The organism is Serratia sp. CY32780, assembly GCF_052169135.1.
Taxonomy (GTDB): Bacteria; Pseudomonadota; Gammaproteobacteria; order Enterobacterales; family Enterobacteriaceae; genus Serratia; species Serratia sarumanii.
The window spans coordinates 795,641-814,356 of record NZ_JBJNLI010000001.1 but is presented as its reverse complement, the minus strand read 5'-3'; the positions used below and the strand labels follow the sequence as shown (position 1 = coordinate 814,356).

Genomic DNA, 18,716 nt, shown 5'->3' with positions numbered 1-18,716 from the left:
CTTATGACTACGCCAGTGAATACCGACCCTGTCAATCATGCGCAAACCATTGCCAACGTTTTTTCCGCGCTGCTGAAAGTGCATGGCGCTATCGACGCGCACAATCTAGAGCGCAAGATCTACCATCTCGTCCTCCTGCGCGCTTCGCAAATCAATGGCTGCGGTTACTGTGTCGAGATGCATACCAAAGAAGCGCGTGAGGACGGTGAAACCAACGCACGTCTGGACAGGCTGGTGGTATGGGAACACGTTGATGATTTCACGCCTCGCGAGCGCGCCGCATTTGCCTGGACAGAAGCGTTAACGCGGCTTGAACGCCATACCGAGTATGGCCCACTGCGCGCGGCATTGCGCGCGTACTATTCCGAGGAAGAAATCAGCGCGCTAACCGCAAATATCACTATGATAAATCTGTGGAATAGAATTCATATTTCCGGCCACTAATATGAAAAACGACAAGTATGCAGCACTGTTCGAATCGAGAAGACCGTTTCTGATCGGCCTCGCCTATCGTATTTTAGGTTCTCTGGCCGACGCGGAAGATGCCGTGCAAGATACCTATATCAAATGGTTAAATGCGGATCGCCACAGCATTCTGAATCCTGCTGCCTGGCTGACCACCGTCTGCACTCGTCGTTGTCTTGACCTGCTGCGCGCCGCGCAGCAGGCTCGCGTCGATTATGTCGGTATTTGGCTACCAGAACCCATTCAAACCGCCGTAGCCAAAACGCCCGAGCAAACGTTGGAACTCTCATCGTCGCTGTCGACGGCCTTTATGCTGTTGCTCGAAAGACTCACTCCCCGCGAGCGCGCAGCCTATTTGCTGCATGACATCTTTGACTTGCCCTACGCGGATCTCGCCATGACATTAGGTGGAGAAGAAACGGCGTGTCGTAAACTGGTGTCACGCGCGCGCGAAAAAGTTGGCCGCCCAGAGGAGCGTAAAACCCAGCCCACAGAGCGGCAGGAAGCCTTGCTTATCGCTTTCAAAACGGCGGTGGAAACGGCAGATATCGAACCGCTTTCGACCCTGTTGTCCGAAGACGTTAAGCTCAGTGCGGACGGCGGCGGCAAAGTGCCCGCCAACCTGGCTGAACTCGTCGGCAAACGTGACGTGCTCGAATTTATCGGCGGTAAATTGCCCGTATTTTGGCGAGCCTATCTCTGGCAACACGCGCTCATCAATGGCGTGCCAGGCGCCTTGCTATCCGAACAAGGCCGTATTACGGCGTCTGTCAGTCTCAGTTTGAATGCCGAAGGCCGACTGGCTCAGGTATTTATCGTGCGCAACCCAAGCAAACTTTCGCAACTCGACCGTCTGTGGACAATGCCTCTGCGGTAAGAATACCCTTACAACATGTGCCCATTTTCTGGTATTACAGCGAGACGGTTTATTGACTGACAGGAGCAGGCGGCCATTTCCCGCCACGCTTAATTAGCTCGTCTCTGATGCGCTCAAGAGACTCTTTCGCCTCACTGCCGTCCTGACTCCTATTAATCAGCCGTTGCAGCTGATTGCCCATCGTCCAACCCGAGTTGCCTCTTATATCGCTATCGGCACCTTTTTCTAAAAGAAGAATGACGTGGTCATAGGAGTGATAGTCTAAAGCATCGATGAGCAGCGTATCACCCAGTGAATTTCTTATATTTATATCCGCACCATAATCCAACATGACCTCTAATGTCTCTGTATTCTTCGCAAGAATACTTTTAAATATAATTGGCTTATTGTTGATTTTATCTTTTGCATTAGGAGAGAGCCCCCCATCTAACATGGATTTTATCCAGACTCCCTTATCTGCTTTCATAACAAATTCAGCGGGGCTACTTCTCCCTTCCGGCCTAGGCTGTAGTGGGTCTGCCCCCGCCTTGACCAAATCTGTAATGATCTTGAGTCGCTCTGGCGTGTTCTTGTCAAAGATAGCGTTATTTATCGCCCAGAATAGCAACGTCATCTCCGCCTTGGCCGGCCGATTTAACGTTTCTTTGCTTACCGTCGGTAAAATCTTATCCAGCTTTTGCCTGTCACCCTCGTAGATGATGTTGGCGATGTCCAGTTGCGTCCCTTCAAAATAATACTGCGGTTGTAAATCCATACCTTGTTTGCATCCCTGCATCACAAACATCGACAGCACCACGGTGATAATCAGAGTAATGTGCTTCATGCCGTACCCGTCCACGTCAAACGCCCGTTATTTCACCCGCCTGAAAGCTAACTAATTCACAATGTTTATCTTCTCTTTAATTTTAATTAATTTTTTTATATAAGAATTATTTTTGTCTCCTTTGGCTATTTCCGCAGAAATCAGAGAAAGGAAGCTGTCATTAAAATCATCTTTGGCTAAGGGGTTAGCGCCATGAGCCAAAAGAACCTCAATGTGCTCAGGGCAACTGTTATACAGCGCATTAATTAATGGAGTTCTGTTCATAGCCCCTTTGATATTAACATCAGCTTTGTAATCTATTAGGGCACTCAATGTCTCTGTATTAACCGCTTGAAAGCTCTTGAAAATTATTGGCTGATTGTTTATTTCATCCCTTGCATTAGGCGATAATCCGCCTTCAAGCATAGCCTGTATCCAGACGCCTTTATCCGCTTTCATAACATATTCAGCCGGGCTACTTCGCCCTTCCGGTCTTGGCTGCAGTGGATCTGCCCCTGCCTTGACCAAATCCGTAATGATCTTGAGCCGCTCTGGCGTGTTCTTGTCAAAGATGGCGTTATTTATCGCCCAGAATAGCAACGTCATCTCCGCCTTGGCCGGCCGATTTAACGTTTCTTTGCTTACCGTCGGTAAAACCTTATCCAGCTTTTGCCTGTCACCCTCGTAGATGATGTTGGCGATGTCCAGCTGCTTTCCTTCAAAGTAATCCTGTGGTTGTAGATCCATACCTTGTTTGCACCCCTGCATGATGAGCGTAGACACTACCATCGTGATAATGAGTATGATTTTTTTCATATTCTTCCCTTGATTGTGGCAATGTCATCGTCTTTTTCATTTTCAATGCATTGTATCGCCTGGTCTATACCGTGCTTATCCAGCAGTGAGCCTGTTCCACCGGAAAGCGTGTGTTTTACTCCCACTGCATCAGGCGCCAACATGGACAAGCGTTCTTTCGCCATCACCGCCGGGGGATAAAATTGGAGGTCTTTGGCATCCTCCCACAAATCAACCTCCTGCAGCTTGGTCAATAGCTCCCCCTTCACGCGATACGCCTGAATATTATCGGCGCTGCCTATAATCGAACCGCCATATTTTTCTACAGTTCCTGCATTCAGGCCTGCTGCATTAAACGTCCAAGCCGGTTTGCCGCTGGCCATGGAGGCCGCAGACGCCATGCCCCCGCCCAGCGAATGGCCAGATATCCCGGCACCGCCTTTAATTGCTTTACCTATATTGACCGCTTTCTTGTAATATTCGGAGTTAAACCCCAACCCCTGAGCGCCGTTATTTGACCAGTCACTCAGGTTTTTAATGCCTGACAAATCGCCATTCAGTAACGCTTTCTGGGCAGCCTTACTTATTCCCTCCGGGAACTCGGGCGCACGCGATCCACGGAACACCACCGTCGGATTCATCGCTTTACCAAAGACCGTTTCATCTGGCTGATAAACCCGAGCCAGAAAGCCCGGCGTATCCTCATCGTCATAGAGCATATCTTTGCTTAAACCGAGTTTACCCAGCGCCCCATCATTGTTACTAATGTCCTTCCAGCCTTCAGGGATGTCTATCGTGTCCTTGAGCGGGTTAGTGGTCTTGTAAACATTCTCAGCCAACTTCGCCTTTTCGACCGCGACGTTGTTCTCCGCCAATCGCTGTGCCGCCATGCGCGCATCCGGGTAAATGCTGCGGTTGCCTCGCCCTATCAGGTACTGGCGTTCTTGCCAGCGTTCTGCCTTGGTCATCGGACGGATGGCCTGTACCGTGGCGGCAACGGTTGCCACTGCGGTAGCGATGGCTTGCTGCAGAGGGGGATTCCGGGTCGTATTCTGCCTCGCCGGCAGCACCGTCGGTTTTGCCCGCCGGCCATAGCGGCTGACCATTTCTTCATAGCGGGCGATCACGCGCCCTGTAGGGTAAAAGGCAGGAAGAGAGCTGCCGGGATAGCGCTGTAATCGGCCTTCCGCGTCGACGTAAAACGCGTATTTGGTCGGCGTCCAGGCGCCCATTCCCTCATCAATCGCCAGCAAGCCGCCCCGATTGAGATCATCGAACACGCTGCGCTTCACAGCCGCGTCCTCACGATAACCGGTGACGCCAATACCGGATTGAGTATTACGGGTTATGGAATACCGGCTGCTTATCGATATGCCGGCTGCGCCGCCGAACAGATAATGCCGTTCCAGCTCATGGCGAGCTTGTGTCGGGGTGAGTATCCGGGAGAAACTTTCCGGCGCCGTGTGTTCAGAAAAGAGAGAGTGCAGCTTCATACGGCACCAGCCCGTACGTCGGTTCCCTGAGGCGGCGTTCCGGCCCCTTTCCTTGTCACCTCGCCGAGATTTAGCGAACGATAACGCATTGGATATCCTTATCTTGCAGGTCACTGCATGTCCGTGAATGTTCGAAAAACTAGCACAATTCAGCAAAGATTGCTTTGTTGTCTTGCTGTTCACACCGTAACACTCGGTGGAGGAAATTCATGCAGTGGCGTTTTTCGGCAGCGGCGTCTGGCAAACGCCATAGGAAAATAAATCTCAGATAAAAGCCTGGCGGAGAATCAGAAGGGATATAGAGAAAAAGAAAAATGGCACACCCGACGTTGCTGGGCTGCTTTTGCTGCGCCGGCCCCAGGCCGGCGCAGCAGCACCCGTTTAGAACCGCTGTTTGATAGGTTCATCACTGTTCAGATTGCCGTTGGCCTGCGCTTCCCCGCAGGTGGTGGGGCCAAAGGCCACCACTTTGCCGTCGCTGTTTCTGAAGCCGACGTAGAACGGCGTCACGGTGCCGTTCGGCAAGCGGTGGTTATAGTCGTGGCACACGCCCTGGCCGTTCAGCGTCGGCAGGGTGGCGATCGGCGCGCCGAAATCCCGGCTGACCGAGCGCTTGTCGGCGCCGACGTGAAAAGCGTCGGCGATCTTTTGATCGCGCAGCAGGCTGAAGGTATCGCAGCCGGTTAACAACAGGCTCACCGCCACAACGGCACTCCCTAACCCTTTATTCATTTTTCACTCCCTCTATATATATTGAACCTGGCGGCAATCACGCTGTTTTGCCGGGTAAACGTCGGCGAGCGCCCAAGGGCGTGCCTGCTCGCTAGAGCATTAAAAAGAGAAGCCATACAAATTAATGATTCAACGAATGAGATAACCGCCCCATCGCCCTGGAAAGAACCGAATGGGAACGCGTTACAGTTTGCGGATCACATTGCCAATCAGGCATTTCACGGCGTTGACTTGCGCCGTCAGCCCCGGCTTATCGGCGGGAAACACACCGTCCAGCGCCGCGGTACCGACGGTGAAGCCAACCGCATTGCCCGTCACCACGGCGGCGATGCGCTCTTCCCGGTCGATAGACCCGGCGATATAAACCGGTTTGTCGACCGCATCGCACACCCGCCGAATCAACGTCGGCACGTCGCCGGCAAAGCGGTAGGCCAGCAGATCCAGCCCTGTCACGCCCGGTAAAGCGGCGCGCTGGCGGGCGCTGGCGACAATATCGTCAATGTCACCTTCCAGCACGCTGGGGTGGCCGCTGATGCGGCCGGCAAACGGATAGTAGCGCAGGTCAGACTGACGAATGATCGGCAGCACGCTTTCCGGCCGCGTCCCCCCCATCAATACATCAACGCCCAACGCCAGCGCCGCGCGCGCCGAATTCATCTCGCTTTCCTCATCCAGGCTAACCACTTCCAGATAAGCGGTGGCGCCGCCGGCGTGGATCGCCTGCGCCAACTGTTTGAGTTGATCCAGCGGCAGGCCGATATCCTTAAAGCCGATATGCTTCACGCCGGCAGCCAGCACCTCTGGTAGCCGCGCTTGCGCATCGGGCACCGTGCTGTCGTTGCGCGTCAGCATGAAAATAAACTCGGGTGTGTGCATGGTGTTTCCTTATTGTCTTCAGGTGATGTGAGTTATTGGGCGCGCAGCATTTTTTCCGCCTGCCGGAAGGCGTACAGCAGGCTGGCGTGTTCCGCCCGTCCGCTGCCCGCGATATCAAACGCCGTACCGTGGTCGACCGAGGTGCGGATAAACGGCAGGCCGACGGTGACGTTAACGCCGTGATCCACCCCGAGATATTTCACCGGGATCAGACCCTGGTCGTGATATTGAGCGACCACAATGTCGAACTCCCCGCGCCGGGCGCGCATGAAAACGGTATCGCCGGGCCAGGGGCCGCTGACGTCCAACCCCTGTTTCCGCGCCAGGGCGATGGCGGGCACGATGACGTCAAGATCTTCGCGGCCAAACAGGCCATTCTCCCCGGCGTGCGGATTCAGGCCGGCCACCGCAATGCGCGGTTTCGCTATGCCCAACGCCCGGCAGGCCGTTTGCGCCAGATGAAACGCGCGCAGCTCGTTTTCCACGGTCGCCGCGTCGATGGCGTCCCGCAGCGAAACGTGAATGGAAACCAGGATCACCCGCAGCTCGTCATTGGCCAGCATCATGGCGAAGTCCTGGGTGCCCGAGCGCGCCGCCAGGATCTCGGTGTGCCCCGGATAATCGATCCCCGCCAGGCGCATCGCCTCCTTGTTCAACGGGGCGGTGACGATGCCGGCGATACGCCCCGCCAACGCCAGATCTATGGCGGCAACCACCCAGGCATAAGACGCCGCGCCCGCGCGCTTATCGAGCCTGCCGGGGGGCAAGTCCACCGGCAGCGCAACGCCGGCGGAATAGACGGCGGTTTCTCCCCGCATCCAGGCTTCGTCCCATCCCGCCAACGAGGCGGGCAGCTCGCGGATGTGCAGCGTCAGCCCCAGACTGGCCGCCGCGCGCGCCAGAGCACCGGCATCGCCAATCACCACATAAGGCGTGCTCAACCGCTCTTTGGCCGCCAGTTTGGCGATGATCTCCGGCCCGATGCCGGCGGGATCGCCCATGGTTATCGCCAGCGGCAAGGTGGAAAGGGTCATCGTTCTTCTCCTTCTCGGTCAGCGCGCAACCGGGTTACGCAGTTCAACAACGTGGCAGCCCGGCCAAAACCGCCCGCCTTGGTGGCGAACGGCAGCCTGCGGCCCGGCAGATTTAACAACCCGAAAGGCACGCCGGGTTCCACCTCACCGAACAACGTCAATGAGCCGGCCGCCATGGCGTCGACGATACGCCGCGCGGTATCGCCGCCGGTCGCCACCAGCCCGTCGAAGGCGGGCGTGCAACGGCTGACGACCGCGCCCAGCGCAGCGGCATGATCCGCCGTGGCCGCTCGCGACCGGGGCGACATCAGGCAAACCACATCGGCACGCGCAAACGCCGCTCGCACCTCTTGCGCTACCGCCTCGGGATCGGCCGCTTCAGGCAGCGTGACCAGCACCGCGCCCGCCTGCCGCAGGCTTGCCAGCTGGGCGTCATTCGCCGGATGCAGGCTGCCAATCGCCACCAGCACCTTGCGGGCTCTCAGCGGCGGTTGAGTGGGCGGCGCGTTCTCCTCCGAGGACAACGCACGCGACAGCGCCGCCGCCAGGCCCGGCGATCCCACCCACACCACCGGTTCGGCAATGCCGATCCGCCTCACGACCCCATCCAACTCGCCGTTGTCTGCGGCGTCGAATACCTGAAAACGCGTCGGCTCCAGCCCCGCCATGCGCTCCATGACATAGCCGGTGACGATCGGGTTCTTCGGATCGCGCGCAAAGGCGGTCTGCTCCAGCGCGACGCCGTCGACGTATTGCCGGCCGCCCACCGTGGTGCGGCCGGCATCCGGAAAGGCCGGCGCAACGATGGCGAGACGGCGCCCGCTGCCCGTCAGCGCCCCGCGCGTTTCCGGCCCCAGATTGCCGCGCAGCGTGGAATCCACCGTTTTGTAGATGAGGCGCGCCGGTTTCACGCAGGCGGCGGCATGGCGAAAACGCCGCTCCGCCTGCTCCGGCGAAACGAAGCGGGAATCTAAATCGAAAGCGACGATCTCAGCGCCCTGCAACGCGGCATCGGGCAGGCGCAGCATGACGCAGGCGCTCAGTCCGCGTGCGGCGAACGGAGCCGCGCCGTCGAGCGCGCTGGTAAGATCATCGGCGAGAATGGCAATCATCGCAGTTACCCGTAAGTGGAAAGTGATGCACACTTTGGCGGATTTGGCTGACAATAAAAAACGATTTGCGTAGTATCGATGATTGACAAAAACTCAATCAAAAAGGGGGCGCAGTGCGTCAACGAAGGTTGCCTAACCTGGCGGTATTACGGGCTTTCGAAGCTACGGTGCGGTACGGCAGCGTGTCGAAAGCCGCCAAATCTCTCAACGTCACCGACGGCGCCGTCAGCCGTGCGGTGCGCGAATTCGAACAAACCTTGGGATTCGCGCTGTTTCAGCGCACCAGCCGCATGGTGCATCCGACGCCGCAGGCGCAAGAGCTGGCGAGCGAGATCGGCCGGGGGCTGGACAACCTGCAGTCGGCGATCGACCGCGCCTGTCGGCATCATCAGAATCGCCCGTTGGTGATCTCCTGCGAGCCGACCTTTCTGATCCGCTGGCTGATCCCGCGCCTGGCCGGTTTGCAGCAGGCGGTGGGGAAAGAGCGCGATCTGCAGCTGGTCTCCGCCGGCGGCGCCGTCGCCTTCTCGCGCGAAGGCATCGATCTGGCGATTCGCCGCAACGATTTCCCGATCGCCGACGACGTGGTCGCCCGCCCGTTCCTCAAAGAACGGGTCGGCCCGGTATGCCGCCGGGAGCATGCCGCGGCGGGGCGTGAACTGCGCGGCACCCTGCTCCACACCGAGACGCGACCGTTCGCCTGGCGCGACTGGTGCGCCCACAGCGGCTTCGAGATCCAGCCGGGCAACGAGCTGCGTTTCGAACATTTCTATCTCAGCCTGCAGGCGGCGGTCGCCGGCGCCGGTATCGGCATCGGCCCGTTGGCGCTGGTGGCGGATGACATCGTCAACGGCGCGCTGGTGGCGCCATATGGCTTTGCGCCTGACGGGACGGATTACGTGCTGATGACCCAGGCCGACGGCCAGGAGGATGCGATCTTCTCAACGGTGTTGGATTGGCTGATCGCCATGGGGGAAGAAACCGAACGGGCGGTATTGGCGGGCGGAAAGAAAGCGTAACGGGGAAAAGTCTCCGCCTGCCGCGCAGGGCAGGACAAGCGGAGCGGCGTCAGGCGGCGATTACTTCTGCTCGGCCTGGCTTACGGTATCTTCGGCTTTCCAGATGCGGTATTTCACTTCCGCGTCTTTCGGCGCATACACCACGATCGGCAGGCGGCTGTTGTAGCGCTGCATCGCGGCGTCGCCCAGGTTGGCGGCGATGAATTGCTTGGTCTTGGTGTTGTCCGGGCAGCCCATCATGGTCGAGGCCGGTTCAGAGAGCTTCTCCAGCACCAGATAATCGTAGCCCCAGCCGGACAGGGTTTTGGTTTCCAGCGTGCCGCCGATCATGTGGCGGTTGCAGTCCACCTCCAGCGTCTTGCCGATCAGCAGCTCCACCTTGTAGTTCTCTTCGTGCTCTTGCTTCGGCAGGTAGATCACCTGGCGGTTCATGCCCTTCTCGGCTTTCGGGTAAGGCGCGACCTTTTCCAGCGGCTGTTTGCTGATATCCGCGTCATCGCCAGAGGTAGCCGCCATAGCGCCGGCGGAAACGGCCATCAGCAGGCCGGAAAATACAACGGATGCCTTATTCATGTTTTATCCCTACACGTTGTCAAATAATCCGCCTATAAACTAATACACTACAGCTAAGCCCGCCACAGGTTTAATCTTCTTTACAATAGGCGTTCAATAGTGACAATCGCCTGATATCGTCGATTAACCGGAGCAATGACTCAGCGTTTCTTCAGGTTGGCAACATAGGCCTTCACCACCTGATAGACATAATCCTGGCATGCCAGCCCGGTTTGCGGATCGTAGTTGCCCTGATTGGTGATGTTGTTGGACAACACGCGAATGCCGACGAACGGCACCTTGAATTCGGCGGCGATCTGCGCGGCGGAGGCGGTCTCCATCTCTTCGACCGAAGTCTGATAACTGTCGTGGAAATAGCGAATGCGGTCCAGCTCGCTGTTCCACACGTCGGCCGAGCCGATTACCCCTTCCACGACCTTGCCCTGTCGGTAATCGCCCTTAACGCTTTGCGCAATCGCCAGCAGGTTGGGGTCGGCGGGAAACTGACGCAGGCTGTGCGCCTTTTTGTCCTCGCCGGCGCTGCCTTTGGAAGCCAACAGATCCATCGGCTGCCACTGCCGCGAGTCGCTGCCTGCCCCCAACGCCTTGGCCGGCGTTTTGAACGCCCCGAGATTGACCGAATATTTGCCCAGCACGATGTCATACACCTTGAGCGCAGGATCGTGGCCGCCGGCGGTGCCCTGGTTGATGATCGCCACCGGGCGGAACTGCGTGGCGGCGATCGCCGTGGCCGCCGCGGCGTTGGACATGCCCTTCAGCGTCTCCGACACCACCACCGGGTAGCCGTCTACGGTGCCGTGCCAAAAGCGCCAGCCGCCGATCTGCTCCTCGCGCGGGTTTTCCAACCGCAGGGCGAAACGTTCCGCCTCTACCGGCATGGCGCCCTGCACCACGATCGGCCCGGCGGCCGCAGGTTGGCCAAAACTCAACGGAGAAAAGGCCGCACCGGCGGCCGCCAACAGTAAGACACGCGCTTTATTCTTCATCACCACACTCTCATCCCAAAAAAAGCAAACGATTACCTTAGCCGAAGGCGGTAACGTCGGATAGGGTTTTCTTACCGGCGGACTAAGGTTTTCTTAAGACGGAATGATTACAGTGGCGCTATTCAATCCTGCCACCGAGCCTGCGCGTGAATCCAGAATCGTCATTAAATCAATCCTCAACGGCACCGCAAATTAAGACAACCGCCCTTTACTCCCTGCTGGCATCCTTTTACCGTTGGCAGGTTTTTGGCCTGCTGATCAGCGGCCTGCTGTTCCTGTGGCTCTCCCGCAACGAACAGCTGGACTGGGCGATCAGCAACTTTTGGTACGATGCCGCCAGCGGGCATTTCCCGTGGCAAAACAATGATTGGCTGGATCTGATCAACCACCGCCTGCTGAAGCAAATAGTGATCGTCGGGGCGGTACTGGCGCTGTTTTGGGGCATCTATCGCCGCAGCGCGCGCCTGATCGTCAGCATGTTGCTTCTCGGGATCGGCCCGTTGGTAGTGGGCATTCTCAAGGCCACCAGCGCGCACTCCTGTCCGTGGGATCTGATCGAGTACGGCGGCAAGGCGATGTCCTTCCCATTGTTCGGTGCGGTGCCGGCGCTGCCGGGCCCCGGCCGCTGTTTCCCCGGCGGGCACGCCTCGAGCGGTTTCGCGGTCATGGCGTTGTTTTTCCTGTTTTATCCGCAGCGCCCGCGCCTGGCCTGGTGGTGCTGGTGCGGCGGCATTGCGCTCGGCATGTTGATGGGCTTTGGTCAGATCATACGCGGCGCACATTTTCTTACCCATAACCTGTGGGCGGGTTGGTGGGTTTGGTTAAGCCAGTTGGTTATTTATTGGATGGTTAGCGGCTATTGGTGCCGCAAGATGAGGTAACGGTTATGGAGCAGTTAAACCATGTTCTTTTCGCCTGGATCAATGCGACCCCGGCGTCTCCCGAGTGGATGATTGATTTCGCCACCTTTTTGGCGCGCGATCTGATCATTATCGTGCCGCTGCTGATCGTCGGCCTGTGGCTGTGGGGGCCGCAAAGCCAGCTGGTTTCACAGCGCGAAGTGGTGGCGAAAACCACGATCGCGCTGCTGTTCGCCATGCTTGCCGCCTCCGCTATCGGCGCGCTGCTGCCGCATGAGCGCCCATTCGTCGCCGGCATGGGGTATACCTTCCTGGCACACGCGCCGGACAGCTCGTTCCCGAGCGATCACGGCACCGCCATCTTTACCTTTGCGCTGGCGTTCCTGTTCTGGCACCGGGTCTGGTCCGGTGCGCTGCTGATGATTGTCGCCGTCGGCATCGCCTGGTCACGCGTTTACCTCGGCGTACACTGGCCGCTGGATATGGTCGGCGGTTTCCTGCTCGGCCTGGTCGGCTGCCTGTTCGCCCAGCTGGTGTGGAATCTGTTCGGCGATCCCCTCGCCGACAAGCTGTCGCGCCTGTATCGTTTCCTGTTCGCCTTCGCCATTCGCCGCGGCTGGGTGAAAGAGTAACCGTACAACATGACCGGGGCATTACCGCCCCGTGATTTCACACCACGCCGGTGGTCACGCAGAACGCACGCGTTTTTCCCGCTCCCAGCATCACCCCCGCCTCACCCTCTGGCGCATTCGGGCGGCAGTTCGCCGGCTGAACAAAGGCCAGCCGCCGCCGGTTGCCCTGAACGGCGATGCGCCGGAGACCATAGTTGAATTGCCCGGTGGCGAAGCGCGTCACATAGCGCCGGCCTTGCGGCGTCAGCATAAAGAACTCGGCCTGATCCACATAGCGCGTCAGATCGTCGGAGCACAGCAGTTCTTGCCCGATCGCATCCCCTAACAAAGCCGGCGTCGGCAGATTCTGGCGGAATACCGCGTCGGGAATGCAATCATAGTTGAGGCGACACACATAGGGCAGCGGCTGCGGCCGCTCGCCTAGGTTAGTGACCTTCATCTCTATGGCGAACTGCGCGCTCTGGGCTGCCAAACGCAGCGCCGGGCCGATGCGCCAACGCCCGCCCAACCGCTCGCCTTCGCCATGCAACGTCAGCTCATCGCCCGTCAGCTCCAGCCACACGCGTTGCATCAGTGGCGGCGCCGGATCCTGACCCGACCAGGCGGGATAGAACGCGGCATCGTCAGCGCGCTTTTTTCCTGCGCCCCGCACGCTGCGGCGGCCCGACTTCAGTGAGTAACCGTCAAACTCAGCATCCCAGATCGCGAGGCCCTGATACGGTAAAACCGTCAGCGCGCCACGGCTGTTCGCCAGCGTCAGCATCGGCCCGCATTTTGCGCAGCGATGCGCACTCACCGCGAAATCCGCGTTGCGGAACAGTTCCTGCCGCTGCGCCCCGAAAGCTTCAGGAGCCAGATCGATGTTGATCTTCATCTTTTTTCCCTCGACGTTGCGCCCGCGCAGGCCGCGAGCCGCTAAATGTTATTTAAATAACAAAACCACACCTTTAAGTTATACGCATAACAGCCTGTTCGCGACGATCTCGTCGACATTTTTAAACATCGCTAGGTTTATCGACATCTGAATGTTATTATTTTCACATTACCCATCCCGCTTACTGTCTTAACCTCACTAAGGAATCGCGATGACCACCGAAAACATCGATTACGCCAGCTACGTTGACCACACCCTGCTGGCGATGGACGCCACCGAACTGCAGATCGCCAAACTGTGCGAAGAAGCGCAGCAGCACAACTTCTATGCGGTATGCGTCAACTCCGGCTACGTGCCGCTGGCGGCCCAGCTGCTGCAGGAAAGCACCGTGAAAGTCTGCTCGGTGATCGGTTTCCCGCTGGGCGCTGGCCTGACCGTCGCCAAAGCCTTTGAAGCCAAAGCGGCGATCGCCGCCGGCGCGCAAGAGATCGATATGGTGATCAACGTCGGCTGGTTGAAAAGCGGCCTGCTGGACGAAGTGAAAGCCGACATCGCCGCCGTGCGCGAGGTTTGCGCGGCGATCCCGTTGAAGGTAATATTGGAAACCTGCCTGCTCAGCGATGCGCAGATCGTCCAGGTTTGTGAAATGTGTCGCGAACTCGATGTGGCCTTCGTGAAAACTTCCACCGGCTTCAGCACCGGCGGCGCTCGGGAAGAGCACGTCAAACTGATGCGCAAGACCGTGGGCAGCGAAATGGGCGTGAAAGCTTCCGGCGCCGTGCGCGATCGCGCCACCGCCGAGAAGATGATCAACGCCGGCGCCACGCGTATCGGCACCAGCTCCGGCGTCGCCATCGTATCCGGCGCCCAGCCGGCGGCGGGCAGCTACTGATCGTCGGCATGCCCTGACGGGCACAGCCAATACACAACGATGCGGGACAATACGGGCGGCCAATGCGGCCCGATATTGCCCCGCATTGTTGTGTTTAGCGCCGGACACGCCGGCACGCCCTTTACCTCTACTACCTGTGGGAAGACGGACCTATGGAAACGCGGCGCGAAGAACGTATCAACCGGTTAGTTCAGGCGTTAAAACGCGCTGACAAGATCCACCTGAAAGAAGCCGCCGTGCTGCTTGGGGTCTCGGAGATGACCATTCGCCGCGATCTGAGCGCCGAACCGGCGCCGGTGGTGCTGCTCGGCGGCTATGTGGTGACCGATCCGCGCAGCAACGGCGTGACCAACTACTTCGTTTCCGATCAAAAAGCCAAGCAGGTGACGGAGAAACGGCGCATCGGCCTGCTGGCGGCCCCGTTGATCAATGAAAACGACACGGTGTTTTTCGACTGCGGCACCACCACCCCGGCGATCATCGACGCCATCGCCGACGAGCTGATCTTCACCGCCGTGTGTCACTCGCTGAACACCTTCCTGGCGCTGCAGGACAAACCGAACTGCAAAGTGGTCCTGTGCGGCGGTGAGTTCAAGCCGAACAACTACATCTTTTCCAGCGTCGGCGGCCGCAACGAGCTCGATCACATCTGCCCGAACATCGCCTTTATCTCCGCCGCCGGCCTCAGCCTGCAGCATGGCGCCACCTGCTTCAACTTCGACGAGCTGGAGATGAAGCATCGCGCCATGGCGATGGCGCAGCAAAAGATCCTGGTGGCGGATCACAGCAAGTTCGGCAAAACCAAGCCGGCCTGCATCGGCCCGCTGACGCAGTTCGATCGGGTGATCAGCGACCGCCAGCCGGACGCCGACTTCATGGCGTTCTTCAACGACAACGCCATCGCTACCCGCTATTAGTCCGCCTTCTGCGCCGTCGAAACCGACGGCGCACCGTTGCAATCCCCTTCTTTCCCCGCCCGAAAATGAACAAATAATGCGCAATCGATTCGCGTTTTTCGCTTATCCGCACGCAACATCAGGTTAATAAAATGCAACAGGTCACCCGAGTGATTATTTTCTCGCAGGCTAAACCGGCTGTCGGCTGCGTGAATTAACGACTATTTATGGCTTTTATATGATAAATCGCGCCAAAGGTCGGGATGTTTAAATAAACGGCGGTTTAAGCGGTTGCAGCAAATCTCGCCAATACCTGTTAGGCATCTGTTATTTATATGATGAATGGTTACGCATTTCTATCCGCTAACCACGTAAGTAATTTCCCTTCGTTATTAACGGCGATTTTCATTAAAAACCATTTAAAAACAAATTGATGAATGAAATTTTACTTAAAAATACAATGTGATCCACATCACTAAAACTGCTTAATCCGGGTTTTTCGCTAGATCCAAAACCACGCATAAAATATATTGCTCGGCTTGCTGCTGAGCACAGCGCTTTATCCGGCTAATTATTGTACAAACCGCATAATCGCAGAAATTATTATGAGAGCGTTCTCAGCACAAAATCTTACACAAATGTGCAACAAATGCGCGAAAAATCGATAAAAAAGCAGATAACTGCACATATTACGCATTTGAGAGCAGGATCACGGTTGTTTCTACTGTAAATCGTTATCTTGCCGCCAACAAAAATCGACAGGCAAAGACCTGTCGGCAGTGGTAACGACTTTTATCGCCCGTGACGGTGAAAAGTCTTTAGTGAATTACCCGGCGCTGTGCCTTGGTAATGAACGCAATAAACAACCAGGGGGACGCCAAAACATCCCCGCAAGCAACACCTGATTCTTACCGCAAGCGTTGCCTGAATAGGACGTTTGACGGTTTAACCTTAAGTTTTGCCTTTTAATTTTAAATTCGTGTTCACTTCGGAGATATTTATGGACACTACACAGACCGGCACAATTGCCTCTGCGGCCTCGGGCTCCAGCAGTACCTGGCGTAAAACGGATACCATGTGGATGTTGGGCCTGTACGGCACCGCCATCGGCGCAGGCGTCCTGTTCTTGCCAATCAACGCCGGTATCGGCGGTTTGATTCCTCTGATCATCATGGCCATCATCGCTTTCCCGATGACCTTCTTTGCCCACCGCGGCCTGTGCCGTTTCGTTCTGTCCGGCAAAAATCCCGGTGAAGACATCACCGCCGTGGTAGAAGAGCACTTCGGCATCACCGCCGGTAAACTGATTACTCTGCTGTACTTCTTCGCCATCTACCCGATTCTGCTGGTTTACAGCGTGGCGATCACCAACACCGTCGACAGCTTCATCACCCACCAGTTGGGCATGACGTCGCCACCGCGCGCCATCCTGTCGCTGATCCTGATCGTCGGCCTGATGACCATCGTGCGCTTCGGTGAGCAGGCCATCGTGAAAACCATGAGCATCCTGGTCTTCCCGTTCGTCGCGGTGCTGATGCTGCTGGCAGTGTATCTGATCCCTAACTGGACCGGCGCCATCTTCGAAAACGTGTCGCTGTCCGGCAGCGGTACCGGCATGGGCCACGGCCTGATCATGACCCTGTGGCTGGCGATCCCGGTAATGGTGTTCTCCTTCAACCACTCGCCGATCATCTCCGCCTTCGCCGTCGCCAAACGCGAAGAGTACGGCGCAGACGCCGAGAAGAAATGCTCCCGCATTCTGGCCTACGCACACATCATGATGGTGCTGACCGTGATGTTCTTCGTGTTCAGCTGCGTGCTGAGCCTGACGCCGGAAAACCTGGCGGAAGCCAAGGCGCAGAACATCTCGATTCTGTCTTACCTGGCTAACCACTTTAACAACCCGATGATCGAGTACATCGCGCCGGTTATCGCCTTCGTCGCCATCACCAAATCGTTCCTGGGCCACTACCTGGGCGCGCGTGAAGGCTTCAACGGCCTGGTTGCCAAGTCGATGAAGAGCCGCGGCAAAACCGTCAGCACCGCCAAGCTGAACCGCATGACCGCTATCTTCATGCTGGTGACCACCTGGATCGTCGCCACCCTGAACCCAAGCATCCTGGGCATGATCGAAACCCTGGGCGGCCCAATCATCGCCATGCTGCTGTTCCTGATGCCGATGTATGCCATCCGTAAAGTGCCTGCCATGCGTAAGTACAGCGGCCACATCAGCAACGTGTTCGTGGTTGTGATGGGTCTGATCGCCATCTCTGCTATCGTGTTCAGCCTGCTCGGCTAATCACGTCCGGCCGGCGCCGCTGCGCGCCGGCCCTCCCGCACTCCCCCATTCGTATTCACCGCCTGAAACCTGAAGAAGGAGGCGAGACCATGGTCAGCGTTTTCGATATTTTCAAAATTGGCATCGGCCCATCCAGTTCCCACACCGTTGGCCCGATGAAAGCCGGCAAACAGTTCGTCGACGATCTGATCGCCCACCAGCAGCTGCAGGACACCACCCGCGTGGTGGTCGACGTGTACGGTTCGCTGTCGTTGACCGGTAAAGGCCACCACACCGATATCGCCATCATCATGGGCCTGGCCGGCAACCTGCCGCACGACGTGGACATCGACAGCATTCCCGGTTTTATTCGCGACGTCGAACAGCGCGGCCGCCTGCCGCTGGCCAACGGCCATCACGAGGTGGATTTCCCGCAGCACGGCGGCATGAATTTCCACAGCGATAACCTGCCGCTGCACGAAAACGGCATGCGCATCCGCGCCTTCGCCGGTGAGCGCCTGCTGCACAGCAAAACCTATTACTCGATCGGCGGCGGTTTCATCGTCGACGAAGAGCACTTCGGCCAGTCCGCCGAGGGCGCCACGCCGGTGCCCTACCCGTTCAAATCGGCGCACGATCTGCAGCAGCATTGCAAAGACACCGGGCTGTCGCTGTCCGGCCTGGTGATGCAGAACGAGCTGGCGCTGCGCAGCAAGGCCGATATCGACGCGCACTTCGCCGACGTCTGGCAGGTGATGAGCGCTGGTATAGAGCGCGGCATCAACACCGAAGGCTTGCTGCCAGGCCCGATGAAGGTGCCGCGTCGCGCCGCCGCGCTGCGCCGCATTCTGGTGACCGGAGACAAGAACAATATCGACCCGATGAACGTGGTCGATTGGATCAACATGTTCGCGCTGGCGGTCAACGAAGAAAACGCCGCCGGTGGCCGCGTGGTCACCGCGCCGACCAACGGCGCCTGCGGCATCATTCCTGCGGTGCTGGCTTACTACGACAAGTTCATCCGTCCGGTAAACGCCAACTCCTACACCCGTTACTTCCTGGCGTCCGGGGTGATTGGCGCGCTGTACAAGATGAACGCCTCGATCTCCGGCGCCGAAGTGGGCTGCCAGGGGGAAGTGGGCGTGGCCTGTTCGATGGCGGCGGCCGGGTTGACCGAGCTGCTGGGCGGTAGCCCGGCGCAGGTGTGCATCGCGGCGGAGATTGCCATGGAGCACCATTTGGGGCTGACCTGCGATCCGCTCGCCGGCCAGGTTCAGGTGCCCTGCATCGAGCGTAACGCCATTTCCGCCGTCAAGGCGGTCAACGCCGCACGCATGGCGATGCGCCGCACCAGCGAACCGCGAGTTTGTCTGGATAAGGTGATCGAAACCATGTACGAAACCGGCAAAGACATGAACGCCAAATACCGCGAAACCTCGCAGGGCGGGCTGGCGATCAAGGTCGTGGCCTGCAACTGACCGCCACGGCGAGGCACTTAAGGCGCCGGCCGCTCCGATTGG

Annotated in this window: 19 protein-coding genes; 9 read left to right on the top strand and 10 right to left on the bottom strand. The window is 58.0% G+C overall.

The features are described from left to right. Positions 1 to 3: 3 nt before the first annotated feature. Together ACJ8HH_RS04010 and sigJ are read left to right on the top strand one after the other, a co-directional pair. Positions 4 to 444, top strand: a complete 441-nt coding sequence (locus ACJ8HH_RS04010) for a carboxymuconolactone decarboxylase family protein (protein WP_049213125.1) — start codon at positions 4 to 6, stop codon at positions 442 to 444. 1 nt (position 445) lies between these two features. After that, positions 446 to 1,342, top strand: a complete 897-nt coding sequence (gene sigJ / locus ACJ8HH_RS04005; protein WP_049213126.1) for an RNA polymerase sigma factor SigJ — start codon at positions 446 to 448, stop codon at positions 1,340 to 1,342. Positions 1,343 to 1,391: 49 nt separating this feature from the next. On the opposite strand, the gene ACJ8HH_RS04000 is transcribed toward sigJ, so the two are convergent. The 7 genes from ACJ8HH_RS04000 to ACJ8HH_RS03970 all read right to left on the bottom strand — a co-directional run bounded on the left by ACJ8HH_RS04000 (position 1,392) and on the right by ACJ8HH_RS03970 (position 8,240). Next, positions 1,392 to 2,165 carry an ankyrin repeat domain-containing protein gene (locus ACJ8HH_RS04000; protein WP_197766159.1) on the bottom strand — a complete coding sequence of 258 codons (774 nt, stop codon included), beginning with the start codon at positions 2,163 to 2,165 and terminating at the stop codon, positions 1,392 to 1,394. Between the two features lie 51 nt (positions 2,166 to 2,216). Beyond that, entirely contained in the window at positions 2,217 to 2,960 is a 744-nt protein-coding gene (locus ACJ8HH_RS03995) for an ankyrin repeat domain-containing protein (RefSeq protein WP_060419791.1), read from the bottom strand. Next, positions 2,957 to 4,432 (bottom strand): hypothetical protein, encoded by a 1,476-nt coding sequence (locus ACJ8HH_RS03990; RefSeq protein WP_060451436.1) that lies wholly within the window; start codon positions 4,430 to 4,432, stop codon positions 2,957 to 2,959. Before ACJ8HH_RS03990 ends, ACJ8HH_RS03995 begins: the two co-directional genes overlap by 4 nt. A 381-nt stretch (positions 4,433 to 4,813) precedes the next feature. After that, entirely contained in the window at positions 4,814 to 5,164 is a 351-nt protein-coding gene (locus tag ACJ8HH_RS03985) for a hypothetical protein (RefSeq protein WP_154613418.1), read from the bottom strand. A gap of 183 nt (positions 5,165 to 5,347) precedes the next feature. Beyond that, positions 5,348 to 6,040: a hypothetical protein gene (locus ACJ8HH_RS03980; RefSeq protein WP_060451435.1), complete on the bottom strand. Its 693-nt coding sequence runs from the start codon at positions 6,038 to 6,040 to the stop codon at positions 5,348 to 5,350. A gap of 32 nt (positions 6,041 to 6,072) precedes the next feature. After that, positions 6,073 to 7,074, bottom strand: a complete 1,002-nt coding sequence (gene pdxA / locus ACJ8HH_RS03975) for a 4-hydroxythreonine-4-phosphate dehydrogenase PdxA (protein WP_060451434.1) — start codon at positions 7,072 to 7,074, stop codon at positions 6,073 to 6,075. Beyond that, complete coding sequence (locus ACJ8HH_RS03970; RefSeq protein WP_197766158.1) at positions 7,071 to 8,240, bottom strand: four-carbon acid sugar kinase family protein; 1,170 nt, start codon at positions 8,238 to 8,240, stop codon at positions 7,071 to 7,073. Before ACJ8HH_RS03970 ends, pdxA begins: the two co-directional genes overlap by 4 nt. Before the next feature lie 59 nt (positions 8,241 to 8,299). Here ACJ8HH_RS03970 and ACJ8HH_RS03965 point away from each other — a divergent pair, with 59 nt between their 5' ends. Next, positions 8,300 to 9,205 carry a LysR family transcriptional regulator gene (locus tag ACJ8HH_RS03965; RefSeq protein ID WP_053091702.1) on the top strand — a complete coding sequence of 302 codons (906 nt, stop codon included), beginning with the start codon at positions 8,300 to 8,302 and terminating at the stop codon, positions 9,203 to 9,205. A 60-nt stretch (positions 9,206 to 9,265) separates the two neighbouring features. Here ACJ8HH_RS03965 and eco read toward each other — a convergent pair whose 3' ends face one another. Both eco and ACJ8HH_RS03955 read right to left on the bottom strand, forming a co-directional pair. Beyond that, on the bottom strand, positions 9,266 to 9,778 hold the full coding sequence (eco, locus tag ACJ8HH_RS03960) for a serine protease inhibitor ecotin (RefSeq protein ID WP_033637803.1): 513 nt from the start codon (positions 9,776 to 9,778) through the stop codon (positions 9,266 to 9,268). A gap of 140 nt (positions 9,779 to 9,918) precedes the next feature. Then, positions 9,919 to 10,764, bottom strand: a complete 846-nt coding sequence (locus tag ACJ8HH_RS03955) for a 5'-methylthioadenosine/S-adenosylhomocysteine nucleosidase (RefSeq protein WP_033646681.1) — start codon at positions 10,762 to 10,764, stop codon at positions 9,919 to 9,921. Positions 10,765 to 10,910: 146 nt separating this feature from the next. Between ACJ8HH_RS03955 and ACJ8HH_RS03950 the strand changes: the two genes are divergently transcribed. Beyond that, entirely contained in the window at positions 10,911 to 11,645 is a 735-nt protein-coding gene (locus ACJ8HH_RS03950; protein WP_197766157.1) for a phosphatase PAP2 family protein, read from the top strand. Positions 11,646 to 11,650: 5 nt separating this feature from the next. Continuing rightward, on the top strand, positions 11,651 to 12,256 hold the full coding sequence (gene ybjG / locus ACJ8HH_RS03945; protein WP_033646683.1) for an undecaprenyl-diphosphate phosphatase: 606 nt from the start codon (positions 11,651 to 11,653) through the stop codon (positions 12,254 to 12,256). A gap of 37 nt (positions 12,257 to 12,293) precedes the next feature. On the opposite strand, the gene ACJ8HH_RS03940 is transcribed toward ybjG, so the two are convergent. Further along, positions 12,294 to 13,130, bottom strand: a complete 837-nt coding sequence (locus tag ACJ8HH_RS03940; RefSeq protein WP_060436873.1) for a hypothetical protein — start codon at positions 13,128 to 13,130, stop codon at positions 12,294 to 12,296. A gap of 211 nt (positions 13,131 to 13,341) precedes the next feature. Between ACJ8HH_RS03940 and deoC the strand changes: the two genes are divergently transcribed. From deoC to ACJ8HH_RS03920, 4 genes are all read left to right on the top strand, one after another. Further along, the gene (gene deoC / locus ACJ8HH_RS03935) at positions 13,342 to 14,022 is read left to right on the top strand and encodes a deoxyribose-phosphate aldolase (protein WP_033646686.1); all 681 of its coding nucleotides are present in this window, start codon (positions 13,342 to 13,344) and stop codon (positions 14,020 to 14,022) included. Between the two features lie 152 nt (positions 14,023 to 14,174). Beyond that, the gene (gene deoR, locus ACJ8HH_RS03930) at positions 14,175 to 14,939 is read left to right on the top strand and encodes a DNA-binding transcriptional repressor DeoR (RefSeq protein ID WP_033646689.1); all 765 of its coding nucleotides are present in this window, start codon (positions 14,175 to 14,177) and stop codon (positions 14,937 to 14,939) included. A 979-nt stretch (positions 14,940 to 15,918) separates the two neighbouring features. Beyond that, complete coding sequence (locus tag ACJ8HH_RS03925; protein WP_004938697.1) at positions 15,919 to 17,217, top strand: HAAAP family serine/threonine permease; 1,299 nt, start codon at positions 15,919 to 15,921, stop codon at positions 17,215 to 17,217. Between the two features lie 89 nt (positions 17,218 to 17,306). After that, entirely contained in the window at positions 17,307 to 18,674 is a 1,368-nt protein-coding gene (locus ACJ8HH_RS03920) for an L-serine ammonia-lyase (RefSeq protein WP_033646691.1), read from the top strand. Positions 18,675 to 18,716: the final 42 nt, after the last annotated feature.